The 12,611-nt window shown below is 49.8% G+C and carries 15 protein-coding genes; 14 read left to right on the forward strand and 1 reads right to left on the reverse strand.

Annotated elements, in window-relative coordinates; all coding sequences use genetic code 11:
• Window positions 1-14: 14 nt before the first annotated feature.
• Window positions 15-236, reverse strand: a complete 222-nt coding sequence (locus tag DWV73_RS12440) for a hypothetical protein (protein ID WP_107001315.1) — start codon at window positions 234-236, stop codon at window positions 15-17.
• Between the two features lie 138 nt (window positions 237-374).
• Here DWV73_RS12440 and DWV73_RS12445 point away from each other — a divergent pair, with 138 nt between their 5' ends.
• The 14 genes from DWV73_RS12445 (at window position 375) to DWV73_RS12510 (ending at window position 12,439) form a co-directional block, all read left to right on the forward strand.
• On the forward strand, window positions 375-1,760 hold the full coding sequence (locus DWV73_RS12445) for an MATE family efflux transporter (protein ID WP_117796871.1): 1,386 nt from the start codon (window positions 375-377) through the stop codon (window positions 1,758-1,760).
• 55 nt (window positions 1,761-1,815) lie between these two features.
• The gene (locus DWV73_RS12450) at window positions 1,816-2,871 is read left to right on the forward strand and encodes a stage III sporulation protein AA (RefSeq protein WP_107001317.1); all 1,056 of its coding nucleotides are present in this window, start codon (window positions 1,816-1,818) and stop codon (window positions 2,869-2,871) included.
• A complete protein-coding gene (locus DWV73_RS12455; RefSeq protein WP_107001318.1) occupies window positions 2,862-3,383 on the forward strand; it encodes a stage III sporulation protein AB in 522 nt (173 codons plus the stop codon). Before DWV73_RS12450 ends, DWV73_RS12455 begins: the two co-directional genes overlap by 10 nt.
• Window positions 3,384-3,396: 13 nt before the next feature.
• Window positions 3,397-3,591, forward strand: coding sequence for a stage III sporulation protein AC (gene spoIIIAC / locus DWV73_RS12460; RefSeq protein ID WP_022359269.1), 195 nt, complete (start codon window positions 3,397-3,399; stop codon window positions 3,589-3,591).
• Between the two features lie 172 nt (window positions 3,592-3,763).
• Entirely contained in the window at window positions 3,764-4,150 is a 387-nt protein-coding gene (locus DWV73_RS12465; protein ID WP_107001319.1) for a SpoIIIAC/SpoIIIAD family protein, read from the forward strand.
• A 48-nt stretch (window positions 4,151-4,198) separates the two neighbouring features.
• On the forward strand, window positions 4,199-5,407 hold the full coding sequence (locus DWV73_RS12470; protein ID WP_117796872.1) for a stage III sporulation protein AE: 1,209 nt from the start codon (window positions 4,199-4,201) through the stop codon (window positions 5,405-5,407).
• Between the two features lie 3 nt (window positions 5,408-5,410).
• A complete protein-coding gene (locus DWV73_RS12475) occupies window positions 5,411-6,079 on the forward strand; it encodes a stage III sporulation protein AF (RefSeq protein ID WP_117796873.1) in 669 nt (222 codons plus the stop codon).
• A complete protein-coding gene (locus DWV73_RS12480) occupies window positions 6,054-6,734 on the forward strand; it encodes a stage III sporulation protein AG (protein WP_117796874.1) in 681 nt (226 codons plus the stop codon). Before DWV73_RS12475 ends, DWV73_RS12480 begins: the two co-directional genes overlap by 26 nt.
• 20 nt (window positions 6,735-6,754) lie before the next feature.
• Window positions 6,755-7,480 carry a SpoIIIAH-like family protein gene (locus DWV73_RS12485; protein ID WP_107001501.1) on the forward strand — a complete coding sequence of 242 codons (726 nt, stop codon included), beginning with the start codon at window positions 6,755-6,757 and terminating at the stop codon, window positions 7,478-7,480.
• Window positions 7,481-7,787: 307 nt separating this feature from the next.
• The gene (locus tag DWV73_RS12490) at window positions 7,788-8,177 is read left to right on the forward strand and encodes an Asp23/Gls24 family envelope stress response protein (RefSeq protein WP_107001323.1); all 390 of its coding nucleotides are present in this window, start codon (window positions 7,788-7,790) and stop codon (window positions 8,175-8,177) included.
• A 561-nt stretch (window positions 8,178-8,738) separates the two neighbouring features.
• Window positions 8,739-9,875, forward strand: coding sequence for a sodium ion-translocating decarboxylase subunit beta (locus DWV73_RS12495; protein ID WP_107001324.1), 1,137 nt, complete (start codon window positions 8,739-8,741; stop codon window positions 9,873-9,875).
• Between the two features lie 347 nt (window positions 9,876-10,222).
• Window positions 10,223-11,395, forward strand: coding sequence for a M14 family zinc carboxypeptidase (locus tag DWV73_RS12500; protein ID WP_117796875.1), 1,173 nt, complete (start codon window positions 10,223-10,225; stop codon window positions 11,393-11,395).
• A 405-nt stretch (window positions 11,396-11,800) separates the two neighbouring features.
• Window positions 11,801-12,142 carry an AbrB/MazE/SpoVT family DNA-binding domain-containing protein gene (locus tag DWV73_RS12505; protein ID WP_242995823.1) on the forward strand — a complete coding sequence of 114 codons (342 nt, stop codon included), beginning with the start codon at window positions 11,801-11,803 and terminating at the stop codon, window positions 12,140-12,142.
• A gap of 3 nt (window positions 12,143-12,145) precedes the next feature.
• Window positions 12,146-12,439, forward strand: a complete 294-nt coding sequence (locus DWV73_RS12510; protein WP_117796877.1) for a type II toxin-antitoxin system RelE/ParE family toxin — start codon at window positions 12,146-12,148, stop codon at window positions 12,437-12,439.
• Window positions 12,440-12,611: the final 172 nt, after the last annotated feature.

Genomic DNA, 12,611 nt, shown 5'->3' on the forward strand with positions numbered 1-12,611 from the left:
TGGGTGATTAAAAATTAGCTATTCATAATGCGCGAGAGCAGTTCGAGATCCTCTTTTTTGACCTTTAAGTTAGATGCCACCTCGGTTCCGTCCGGGGCGGTCACTTTTAGGGAAATGACGCTGTCCTCGCGCAGCGCGCGGGTGTAGGCGGCTTTCAGAAAAGGGGAAAATTTAGGGTGGCGGGCTTTGAAACGCGCCCACTCGTCCCGAAATTGCAGTAAGGATGAAAGATTCATGTGATTAAGTCCTTTCCGTTTTAATAACTGATGGTAGTGTATCATGCGCGGGGAAGGCATGTAAAGAGGAAAAATTATCAGTAACGAGAGGTAGACTGATAATTGTTCGCAGTAACGTAGACAGGAGAATCAAGATTCATGGAACAGGTACAGAAGAAAAATATACTAGGCACGGAGCCGATCGGCGGGCTTTTGCGGCAGTTTGCGGTGCCAAGTATTATCGCGATGCTGGTAGGCGCCCTTTATAATATCGTCGATCAGTTTTTTATCGGAAGAAGCGTGGGAGAGCTGGGGAATGCAGCGACGAACGTGGCGTTTCCGTTGACGATCTCCTGTGTGGCGCTGGCGCTTCTGTTTGGAATCGGCGGTGCGGCGTCCTTTAACCTGACGCTGGGAGGCGGCGATCGGGAAAAGGCGTTATTTTATATTGGAAATGCGGCGACGCTTCTGTTTGGAAGCGGTGTGATTCTGGGGACTGTGGCGCTTTTTTGCCTGACGCCGATGCTGCGCTTTTTCGGTTCGCCGGACAATGTGCTGGCGTATGCCAAAACGTATACGGGTATCACGGCTCTGGGATTTCCATTTCTGATTCTGACCAACGGCGGCGGGCATCTGGTGAGGGCGGACGGAAGCCCGCTTAATGCGATGCTTTACAATTTATCCGGGGCGCTGATCAATACAGTGCTCGATCCGCTGTTTATTTTTGGATTACATATGGGAATGGCGGGTGCTGCGCTGGCGACGATCATTGGACAGATTTTTTCAGGAATCCTGATTATCCGGTATCTGCGCCGTTACAAAAACGGACGGCTGACAGCGGCGCATCTTCGACCCCAGAGAACATATGTAAGCATGATTACCTCATTGGGGGCAGCGGCATTTTTCAACCAGCTTGCGATGCTGGTGGTGCAGATCGTGTTAAATAAATCCTTGACCTACTACGGTGCGCATTCGGACTATGGGGAATCGATTCCGCTGGCGTGTGCCGGCATTATCACGAAGGTCAATCAGGTGTTTTTTTCGATCGTCATCGGTCTTTCGCAGGGCATGCAGCCGATCGCAAGTTTCAATTATGGCGCGAAAAATTATGCGCGCGTGCGGCAGGTGTATGGGTTGGCGCTCAGGTGGGGATTTGCGGTGTCGGCGGTGTCCTTTGCGTGTTTCCAGTTGATTCCGCGTCCGATCATCGGGCTGTTCGGGGAAGGATCGGAGATGTATTTCCAGTTTGCGGAAAAATATTTCCGGATTTACCTGTTTTTCACGTTCTTAAACTGTGTGCAGCCGATTGCGTCGAACCTGTTTACGGCGATTGGAAAACCGAAAAAGGGTATTTTCCTGTCCCTGACGCGCCAGATTCTCTTTTTGCTGCCGCTGATTGTGATTCTGCCACTGTTTATCGGCATTGACGGCATCATGTATGCCGGACCGATCGCGGACTTTGTGGCGGGCGTGGTGGCTCTTGCGATGGCAGGCGTGGAGGTGAGACGGCTGCGGCGGATGGAAAGTGCGTCCGTGCATGCATAGGCGGATGGTATATTTTAGCCAGTCCTTCATATATTGAGGTAAGGAGGACGGGCTGATGAAGGAGGAACAATCAAAGCAGGATGTGAGGGCGCTGTTTCATTTTTTCTCCCGGAATATCCGGGAGCAGCTTCTGGCGCTTCCGCTTGAGGCGGATGGAATGGAAGAGGTACGGCTGCGGGTTAGCGCGCCGCTGTATTACATATATAAAAATAAAGAGTACACAGCCGGAAGTGGATTCCGGGTCAGCCGGGAGGATGTGGACGAGACGCTGCAATGCGCGGCTCGTTCTTCCCTCTATGCTTACGGGGAGGAAATCCGGCAGGGGTTTCTGACCGTGCAGGGCGGACACCGTATTGGCGTGGCTGGAAGGACGATACTGGAAAACGGACATATAAAGGCGATTCATCCGATAACCTTTTTAAATGTCCGTTTTTCGCATCAGATGATAGGGTGTGCAGCAAAAATACGGTCGATTTTGACGGATCCAGGGGCGGGAAGTATCCGGAATACGCTTCTGATTGCGCCGCCGAGATGCGGAAAAACAACACTTCTGCGGGATCTGATCCGGATGGTGTCGGATGGAGAAGAGGGAAAGGATAGGGGCTCTGCTTTGAGGGGGAGCTTTGAACGGTCTAAGGCAGGTGCAGGACATGAAAATAAAGCTGGAAAAATGGTGGAGATGAGGAAGCAGCATGGTGGAAAAGTGAGGGCGCAGACGGTCGGGGTGGTGGATGAGCGTTCGGAGATTGCCGCCTGTTATCAGGGAATCCCGCAAAACGATGTTGGCTGCCGGACAGATGTGCTAGATGCCTGCCCCAAGGCGGAGGGAATGATGATGCTGATCCGCTCGATGGCACCGGAGGTGGTCGCGGTGGACGAGATCGGCGGTGAGAATGATTTGGAGGCGCTTCGCTATGTGATGAACTGTGGCTGCAGGATTCTGGCAACCGTACATGGAAATTCGATGGAGGACATCCGGGAAAAACCGGGCTTGTCCTCTTTTTTGCAAGAAAAACGGTTTGAGCGGTATGTGGTGCTGGGAAATAGACGCGGACCGGGAACGGTGGAGGCGGTATATGATGCAGCTGGCGAGGAGCTCATATGTGGATAAAATTGCTTGGAATCTGCCTTGTATGTGTATCGTGTGCGGGGATTGGCGGGGGTGAGGCATTGCGCCTGATTGGCCGGAGGCGTTTTTTGGAGGAAGTAAAACGGATTGCCGCGGGACTGCAGGGAGAGATTGGGTATACACAGGCAGTTCTTCCTCTGGCACTGTGCCGGGCGGGGGCACGCGGGGATGGAAAAGCGGGAAAACTATTTTTGGTGGCAGGAGAGCGGCTGGAAGCGAATCCAGAGTGTCCGTTTGGGAGTATCTGGGAAGCGGTTCTGGAAGAGCAGGGGATTCGTCCGATGTTAGGAACAGAGGAATGGGAGCTGATGTGCCGGTTTGGAAACAGCATCGGGTATCTCGATCTGGAAATGCAGCAAAAGACGCTGGCACTGTATCTGGAAGAATTGGAACGGGCGATTGAGCAGCTGCGGCGGGAAGAGCCGGAGAAGAAACGGCTGTGCTGGGGACTTGGGATACTAGGCGGGCTGTTTCTGGCAGTGGTGTTGATGTAAGTGGGGGAAGAAAATGGGAGTTAATCTAATATTTCGGATTGCGGCAGTTGGTATCCTGGTTTCCGTCCTCTGCCAGATCCTCAAACACAGCGGGCGGGAGGAACAGGCATTTCTCACAAGTCTTGCGGGTCTTCTTTTGGTACTGTTCTGGATGGTGCCGTATATTTATCAGTTGTTTGAGACGATGAAGGAATTGTTTGCGTTGTAATGTACTCTCGGAATCCTTCTGTGCTTGATTTTGTGAGATGATTTTTTGTCAGTTGAGCCCAAATTTCTGAGGCATACGTTGATGAAATTCGGGTGCAGCTGGCGAAAAATCAGCCGCAAAAGCGGGTGCAGGAAAGACTCCGAGAGTACATTGCAGGGAAGGACGGTAAAAAATGTCAATTTTAACCGTATCGGTTCTTGGGATCACGGCAGTTCTTCTGGCAGTCCAGCTCAAGGGAAAAGGCAGCGAGTATGGGACGTACATTGTGATGGCGGCGGGGCTGTGTCTCTTTTTCTATGCGGCGGGAAAGCTGGAAGTGATTCTGAAAACACTTCGGACGATGGAATCCTGCATCGGGATCAGTCCAGTGTATTTGTCGGCGCTTTTGAAAATGGCGGGAATTACTTATATTGCCGAATTTGCCTCCGGGATTTGCAAGGATGCCGGGTACGGTTCGCTGGGAACACAGATTGAGATATTTGCGAAGCTGTCCATTCTGGCGGTCAGTATGCCGATTCTGCTGGCATTGTTGGAGACGGTGAAGCAGTTTTTGGCGTAGGGAAGTGGTAAGTGCAGAAAAGCGGAGAGATGGTGAGAGCAGGTGACGGTGGGAACAAAGATGGTTGTGCGGGCAGTGAGCGTTATATTCTTGAGTGTATATTTGATGGCAGGAAATCATTTAACGGTGTCGGCGGCAAATGGTGAAAAGATATCCGAAGATTCGGATTTCAGTGTTTCTGGCGAGAACATGGATTCTCTTCTGAACTCACTGGATTTAAGCAGAATCGAAGCATTTTTAAGGGAAGCGGGAGGTTCGGCAGTCCCGGGGCTTTCATTCCGGGAAATCCTTTCGATGCTTCTCTCTGGCAATTATCAGAGTGCGGTTCGGATGCTGATGGATTTTTGCCGGACAGCCCTATTTCGGGAAATTTCAGAAAATGGCAGATGGATGGGGCAGGTCATCCTTCTGGGAATTTTAGGGGCGGTGTTCGCCAGCTTTTCGAGTCTCTTTGCCGACAGTCAGGTATCGGAGATGGGCTTTTATGTCACGTATCTTCTGATTTTTACACTGCTTGCCGCCAGTTTTTTGAATGGGGTGCGGATCACGCGGACACTGTTGGAGCAGCTCTTTGAATTTGTCCGGGTGTTGGTTCCTGCTTTTTTTCTGGCTGTTTCCTTTTCCGGGGGAAGTACCTCGGCAGCAGCCGGATATGCGTGGACACTTGCTTCTGTCAATGTGGCGGAATGGGTGTTTTTACGGTTGTTTCTGCCATGCACCCAGTTGTATGTCCTGCTGTCGCTGGCGGGACATTTAAGCTCGAAGGATTTGTTTTCAAAAGCGTTGGAATTGCTGGAACAGGGGATGCGCTGGGGCAGCAAGGCGCTTTTGGGAGTGGTGCTGGGCTTTCATGTGCTGCAGGGAATGATTGCGCCGTATACAGATTCGGTGCGCCAGACGGCGCTGCGGCGGGCGGTCAGCCTGATACCGGGAATCGGACAGGGCGCGGCGGCAGTGTCGCAGGTACTTCTTGGAAGCAGCGTCCTGATCCGGAATACGGTGGGCATCGGGGGAGTGCTTGTGTTGGCGGCGGTGTCGCTTCTGCCGCTTTTGAAACTTTTAATCCTCTATCTGGGGTGCCAGGGAAGCGCGGCGCTTTTGCAGCCGGTCAGTGACAGCCGGGTGGTGGAGGCAGTCGGCGCAGTGGCGAAAGGATTTTATTTTTTGCTGGCAGCAGCTGGTTCGGCGGTGGTGTTATTTGCGCTTTCGATCGCGGTGGTGTGTGCGAGCACGAACGCGGCTTATTTTGCGGGGTAGAAGATGGAAGTAATTACTCACTGGGCGGGGAATATCGTCAGTTATCTAGTGTTTCTGACCGTTCTGACCGGGCTTTTGCCCGCACATAAGTATGAAAAATATATCCGTCTGTTTGCGGGCTGTATCCTGCTTCTGATTGTGCTGAAGCCGCTGACGGACGGGCTGCGTCTGGAGGAGCGGCTGAATTATCTGTTTACATCTCTTTCGTTTGAAAATGAAGCGGGCGAGCTGAAAAGTGAGATGGATGAGATAGAGGTGAGGCGTAGAAATATGGTTTTGAGCCAGTATGAGGCGGAAGCGTCCAAGGAGGCAGTGCGGGTGGCAGCGGAAGCGGGATTTTCCGTGGAAAAGGCGGACGTAGAGCTGGAAAAAGATCCGGAGTCGGAGCAATTTGCCTCGGTGCGGAGTGTGACGGTGTATGTGGCGGGAAGTGAGGCGGGGATGGAAGCGGGGATGGAAGCGGCGGAACAGGAGGCTCCGAGTTCGATGATTGAAATAGAAAAAATTTCCCCGATTGAAATTTCACTTGAACAGGAGCAGAAGCAGGGAGAACCCGCCGCCGCGCAGGCAGTTTCATGGATGAATGGGGAAAAGATTTGGGAGCTTCAGCAGCGGCTGGCATCGTTTTATCAGGTGGAGGCGGATCATGTGGAAGTCAGGATGGAACCTTGACAGGGAATGGGTCAAACGAAATGAAAAATGGCTGATTTTGCTGGTGCTTGGGCTGGCAATTCTGATCTTATATGCGCCGTTTGGGAAGAAGACGAGTGAGACGGGAGTCTGGCAGTCAGGGGAAAGATGGGCGGAGAGTGGAACAGGAACAAACTTTGGGAATAGAGCAGGGCAGGACAAAAATGGAAGTTCAGAAGAGAGTGGTTCGGATGTCGAAACAGGTCTGCCAGGCACTGCATCCAGGCAGGACACCAACCGCCTCTACGAGCTTCGCCTGGAGCAGCGGATCCGGGACGTTTTAAAGAATGTGGACGGCGTGGGTGAGGTGGATGTGATGCTGACTCTGTTTTCTTCTTCGGAAAAGGTGCTGCGGGTGGATAAGGAGAGAAGCCGGGCGTCCACCTCGGAGACGGATTCTTCGGGTGGTACGCGGCAGCAGGCGGATGAATCGCTGCGGGAGAGCACCGTGCTGGCGGGAAGTTCAGGCAGCGGGGAACCGGTAGTTGAAAAAGAGCTGGCACCGGAGATTTCCGGTATTGTGATCAGCGCACAGGGAGGAGGAAATGCGTCGGTACAGAAGGAAATTTCGGAAGCGATGCAGGCATTATTCGGACTGCCGGCACATAAAATAAAAGTATTAAAGCGGGTGGAATAAAGGAGTATGCAAATATGAGAATGAAGATGAAACGCGTTTTCAGGAGAAATCAAATCATCATCACGACGCTGGCGATCATGATTGCGGCGGCGGGGTATCTCAACTATGCGGGAAAATCCGATCTGCCGGGGGCGGATACATATGAAGCGGGGGCGACCAAGATTTCAGATAGCGATATATATTCGGAAAATCAGGCGGTGTCCGGAAGCGTGGCGGACGGTGAATATGAGGAGATTGCAAGTCTTGACGATCCGGGAGAGGGCGATCCGCTGGCAGCAGGCAGTGAGGAGGGCACAGCGCAGGGAGCGGCGGACGGAGAGGAGGCATCTGCGGACAATCCGGCAGTCGATAACCCGGGCGAGGCGGTTTTGACAGGCGGAACCGGCGTGGCAGAGTACATAGCCAATGTACAGCTCAGCCGTGAACAGATCCGCGCCAAGAACCGCGAAGCACTGAATGCCCTGATTAACAATGAAAATCTGGATGCGTCGGCAAAAGAGGCAGCCGTTCAGGATATGCTGGCACTCAATGCGATAGCGGAGAAGGAAAATGCAGCGGAAACGCTTCTGATGGCGAAAGGATTTGCCGATCCGGTTGTCAGCATCACGGATGGAAAAGTGGATGTCGTTGTCAACGCGCCGTCCATCACAGATCCGCAGCGCGCGCAGATCGAGGATATTGTAAAACGGAAAACAGAGATATCGGCGGAAAATATCGTGATTTCCCTTTTAAACCTGGGAGATTGAGGAAGTTCGGATGAGTTAATGTTCACGGGTAGGCACTTTTGGAACCGAAAGTGCCGTAAGAAAACGTGGTGGCAGCAGGAATTTGCCGTATTAAAATGCGAAGCCACGGCAAATTCCGTTACTGGGCACGTATGCGTGAACAGTAACTCGGATAAGATTCGAACTGGAAATGCCTTTGCAAACTCCTGTATTTTTGGTATAATAAAAACACTTAATTGAAATGTATTTCTGGAAGTATTCGAGCATCTGTTTTTTGTGGGAAGAGAAGATTCCGGGCGTACATGGAAGTGGTCAGGAGGGATTTGGAATGGCGAGAGAAGCAGAAGATAGAAGCACACATATCGTATATGAAAAGGACCGCATTGGAGAAGTGAAAATTGCCGATGAGGTAGTGGCGATCATCGCAGGTCTGGCAGCGACCGAGGTAGACGGTGTCGATTCGATGGCTGGCAATATCACAAATGAACTGGTCGGAAAGCTCGGCATGAAAAATTTGAGCAAGGGCGTGAAAGTGACCGTAACCGAGGATCACGTGATTGTGGATCTGTCCTTAAATATGAAATATGGCTACAGCATCCCGGCAGTCAGTGAAAAGGTGCAGGACAAAGTAAAGACAGCGATTGAAAATATGACCGGTCTGATGGTTCTGGAAGTTAATATTAAGATCGCGGGTGTCAATATGCCGGCGGAAGCATAGCAGGTTTCGTGTTTTCGTAGCTTTTCATTTTCTTAACACAAAATACTCAGTTTGACCTTGACGGGGAAAAAACCGTATGATATGATGAACGCGTTAAAAGGGAGTAGTTATAACCATGTAACCAACAGACCCTGAGGATAGTAAACCTCATGGTTACATGCCTTGTGTAAGTCAGATGGCAGTGTGCTTTTGTAACAAAAAGCGTGTGCCGTATGATTCAAATGTGAGGAACAAGACTTTTAGCATATGTGGATGAAACGTATGCTGAAAGTCTTTTTTGTTTCATAGGAAATTGTGTCCTATGAAACAAAAAACGCTCCGCGAGGATGCGTACTCGCGCGAAGTAGAAACATGTCGCAAGCGACCGCGCTCGGCGCGAGAATGTGCCAAGGCACATTCTTTTCATGTTTCATAGGAAATTGTGTCCTATGAAACAAAAACACTCGCATGGATGCATGTCTGGCGCGAAGCAAGACAGCTGCCAGAGCAGGTGTATCTTGGCAAGGGGCTCCAGGAAACAAGATATTTATGAAGGAAAACAAAATTAACAGGAGGAACAACATGGAATTTTTATGGGAAGGCGTCATGGCGATCACGCCGCAGCAGGTTGTGATGTATCTGATCGGCGGGCTTTTGATCTGGCTGGCGGTCAAAAAGGAATACGAACCGGCGCTGCTTCTGCCGATGGGATTCGGCGCGATCATGGTAAACCTGCCATTATCCGGCGTCATTAACCAGGTGACGGAGGGCATCGGGGAGACACAGGGTATTATACAGTGGCTGTTTGAGACGACGATCAGCGCGTCGGAGGCGCTTCCGATTCTGCTCTTTATCGGAATCGGGGCAATGATTGACTTTGGACCGCTTCTGTCACAGCCGATCATGTTTTTATTTGGTGCGGCGGCGCAGTTTGGCATTTTCTTTGCGATCTGTGCGGCATCGCTGATGGGATTTGAACTCAGGGATGCGGCATCGATTGGAATCATCGGTGCGGCGGATGGACCGACTTCCATTCTGGTTTCCCAGATCATGCATTCCAACTATGTGGGCGCGATCGCGGTGGCGGCGTACTCCTACATGGCGCTGGTGCCAATCATCCAGCCATTTGCGATCCGTCTGGTGACGACGAAAAAAGAACGCCGGATTCACATGACCTACAGTCCGAAAAATGTGTCCAAAACGACCAAGATCGCATTTCCGATTGTAGTTACTATCATTGTCGGACTGATTTCTCCGGCATCGGTGGCGCTGGTCGGATTTCTGATGTTTGGAAACCTGATCCGCGAGTGCGGCGTGCTTCCGGCACTTTCCCAGACGGCACAGAACGAGCTGGCAAACCTGATTACCCTGCTGCTTGGCATCACGATTTCGTTCAGTATGCGTGCGGATGCGTTTGTGCGGGTTGACACACTTCTGATTATGGGAATCGGTCTGATTGCATTTATCTTTGATACGATCGGCGGTGTGCTGTTTGCTAAATTTATGAACCTGTTTTTGAAGACGAAAATCAATCCGATGATCGGTGCGGCGGGCATTTCCGCATTCCCGATGTCCTCACGCGTGGTGCAGAAGCTGGCGATGGAGGAGGAAAAGGGAAATATTATCCTGATGCATGCGGTCGGCGCCAATGTATCGGGGCAGATCGCCTCGGTCATCGCGGGCGGACTGGTTATTAAGCTGGTAAGCCAGTATTTGTAATATAGGTCTGTCGGGCGGATAAAATGGAAAAGGAAGGCTGCACTTGAATGATGAAAAATCAAGAGACAGCCAGTGCACTGATTGAGATGGAGGAAAATATCGGATGTGGAATAATTTTTTGATTTCGCTGGCAATTATGGGAAAAGGAATGGCGGGAATTTTCGTCGTTGTCCTGATTATTACGGCAGTGGTGCTGATTTTAGGTAAGTTAAAGTAAAATATAAATTGGAAAAAGTATCTTTCTTTTTTCTTTCAGTTTTATGCAGTTCGTTGACATTCGACAGAGGTAAATCTATAATAGAAACATTGTTTGTAAGAGTTTGAAAGGGCCAGAAGGAGACATGAGAATGAGTCAACGAAATAAAATTCAGCGCCTGCTGCGAAAAGGCGCTTTGGCAACTTGTTTATCCCTGTCAGTTGTGTGCAGCAGCTTATCGGCAGTTACAGCGTATGCAGGACCGGCGGATGATCCGGCAGCGGCAGCACCAGTGATCGGACCGGGCGGTCCGGGAACCACGAACGCGAATGCGGGACAGCAGGCGGATAATTCCTATTATAATCAGACGTTATCTAATCCGGTTGTCAATCCGGTGGACAAGTATTCCTATAGCCAGATGGTAAACGATATTTCGGCGCTGGCAAGCCGTTATCCGGGAACAGTGACCGTGAAATCGATTGGAAAATCGGCGGACGGACGTGATATCTACGATGTGATTGTCGGCAATCCGAACGCATCCAAGAAGATTTTGTTCCAGGGGGCGATTCATGCCAGAGAGTATATCGTTGTACCGCTGATGATGCAGCAGCTCGAGTATCTGGCAGCTGGATTTACGAATAATGGTACCTATATGACGCAGCCGCTTTCTAATATATTGGGACAGGTGGCATTTCATTTTGTGCCGATGCTGAATCCGGATGGAGTCACGATCAGCCAGATGGGCGAGAATGGTATCCAGTCGGAGGAACTGCGCCAGACGATGCAGGCGGCGTACGCGGCGGACAAGGCATCCAGCCGGACAACGGTCAGCTATGAAGAGTATATGAGACGCTGGAAGGCGAATGCACGCGGTGTCGATCTGAACTATAACTTTGCAGCAAACTGGGAGGGAATCAATGTGTCTTTAACCCATCCGTCTGCAAATGGTTATAAGGGAACCAACCCACTGTCAGAGCCGGAGAGCCAGGCAATCGCGAACTTGATTCAGGGAACGGGATTCAATGCGGTTATCAACTATCATGCGATGGGAAATGTGATTTACTGGGATACGCAGAACAACCAGAAAGCGGCAGAGTCCAAGGCGCTGGCAAACGCTGTTCATGCCTTGAATGGTTATTCCGTTCTTGGAAGCAAGGGCGTCGGCGGCTTGAAGGACTGGCTGCAGCAGGCAGCAGGCATCCCTAGTATCACGATCGAGGTAGGACGTTCCACCTGCCCGGTATCTTTCTCGGAATATCCGGCGATCTGGAACCAGAATAAGGCAGTCCCGGCAACGCTGGGATATTATGTGGCGACGCATTGATGATGGAATAAAATGAAAATTAGATAGAAAAAGGATGTGCGACTGGAGTTGGAAGTGGTCGTACATCCTTTTTTGTTGTGTAAGAATAAAGAGTTAGTGTTTGTGAGTTGGTTCACTATTTGGGTTATAAGTTCTTCCTATGAAACAAAAAATGCTCCGCGAGGATGCGCAGTGATTCTGATAGGAATATGTTAGCTTCGCTGACCGGAATCACGCGCCAAGTCTCACGGACGTTCGACTTGAAATGAAAAATTTTGCATGATTGACTTTGACGAATAAAATCCTTATAATAAAACCAAGAACAAAGAAACCAAGAAAACGAGAATACAAAGAAAAAATAGACATATAATAAAAAAGGGGGAGTGCAGCATGTCAACATCGGTAATAGAAAGAGGCAATACAAAGATGAATCGGAAAATTCTCAGTATTTCGTCCAAAAGGCAGGTGACGATTCCGCAGAAGTTTTATCAGTTACTCGGTTTTGGGGATGAGGCAGAATGTGTGATGCGTGATGGAGAGCTGATTATTCGTCCTATTAAGGTATCGTCAGGCGGTGAATTTGCAGAACAGATTTTAGCAGAGCTGATCAGGGAAGGTTTATCTGGAGAAGAACTTCTGACAGAATTTAAAAAGCGTCAGGCGCAAATGAGACCGGCAGCGGAGGCGATGCTTACGAAAGCAGAAGAGATTGCAGAGGGAAAAGCAGATTATACAACTTATGAGGATATTTTTGGAATGGAGGATTAGTTTATGCTGCCAGTTCGATTTAATCCTCCTGCTGCAAAGTACATTAAGAAGCTGAAGGACAAGAAGTTAAAAAGACTTTATCAGGAGGCAGTTGATAAGATTTGTGAAGATTATACAGTTGGGGAACTAAAAACTGGAGATTTAGCCGGGTTTTATGGTTATGATATCTATTATAATAAAACGAATTATGAACTTGCATATACCGTTGAATGGGTAGATGGAGAAATGATAATCGTTGTTATGGCTGGAACAAGAGAAAATTTTTATGATGAATTGAAGCGTTACATAAAAAAGTGACATACTGGGAAAGAACGTGCGATTGAAAGTAGAGACTGACAATGACATGTTCTTTTTTTGAGCATTTCGCTCTTGACTTTGGAACAAATCGACAAAAACAGGAAACTAAAATTATACAAAATGGAAAATATATTCTTTTTATAAAAATATGGTTTGCAAATTCTGAAATACG

The sequence above is a fragment of the Clostridium sp. AF12-41 genome (assembly GCF_003461685.1).
GTDB classification, from domain to species: domain Bacteria; phylum Bacillota; class Clostridia; order Lachnospirales; family Lachnospiraceae; genus Otoolea; species Otoolea fessa.

Bases quoted from the DNA above. Each gene is read 5' to 3' on its own strand.
- DWV73_RS12440 (WP_107001315.1), bottom strand. From the start codon at position 236: ATGAATCTTTCATCCTTACTGCAATTTCGGGACGAGTGGGCGCGTTTC.
- spoIIIAC (WP_022359269.1), top strand. From the start codon at position 3,397: ATGGGAGTTAATCTAATATTTCGGATTGCGGCAGTTGGTATCCTGGTT.
- DWV73_RS12465 (WP_107001319.1), top strand. From the start codon at position 3,764: ATGTCAATTTTAACCGTATCGGTTCTTGGGATCACGGCAGTTCTTCTG.
- DWV73_RS12455 (WP_107001318.1), top strand. From the start codon at position 2,862: ATGTGGATAAAATTGCTTGGAATCTGCCTTGTATGTGTATCGTGTGCG.
- DWV73_RS12490 (WP_107001323.1), top strand. From the start codon at position 7,788: ATGGCGAGAGAAGCAGAAGATAGAAGCACACATATCGTATATGAAAAG.
- DWV73_RS12480 (WP_117796874.1), top strand. From the start codon at position 6,054: ATGTGGAAGTCAGGATGGAACCTTGACAGGGAATGGGTCAAACGAAAT.
- DWV73_RS12450 (WP_107001317.1), top strand. From the start codon at position 1,816: ATGAAGGAGGAACAATCAAAGCAGGATGTGAGGGCGCTGTTTCATTTT.
- DWV73_RS12485 (WP_107001501.1), top strand. From the start codon at position 6,755: ATGAAGATGAAACGCGTTTTCAGGAGAAATCAAATCATCATCACGACG.
- DWV73_RS12505 (WP_242995823.1), top strand. From the start codon at position 11,801: ATGAATCGGAAAATTCTCAGTATTTCGTCCAAAAGGCAGGTGACGATT.
- DWV73_RS12500 (WP_117796875.1), top strand. From the start codon at position 10,223: ATGAGTCAACGAAATAAAATTCAGCGCCTGCTGCGAAAAGGCGCTTTG.
- DWV73_RS12475 (WP_117796873.1), top strand. From the start codon at position 5,411: ATGGAAGTAATTACTCACTGGGCGGGGAATATCGTCAGTTATCTAGTG.
- DWV73_RS12510 (WP_117796877.1), top strand. From the start codon at position 12,146: ATGCTGCCAGTTCGATTTAATCCTCCTGCTGCAAAGTACATTAAGAAG.
- DWV73_RS12495 (WP_107001324.1), top strand. From the start codon at position 8,739: ATGGAATTTTTATGGGAAGGCGTCATGGCGATCACGCCGCAGCAGGTT.
- DWV73_RS12445 (WP_117796871.1), top strand. From the start codon at position 375: ATGGAACAGGTACAGAAGAAAAATATACTAGGCACGGAGCCGATCGGC.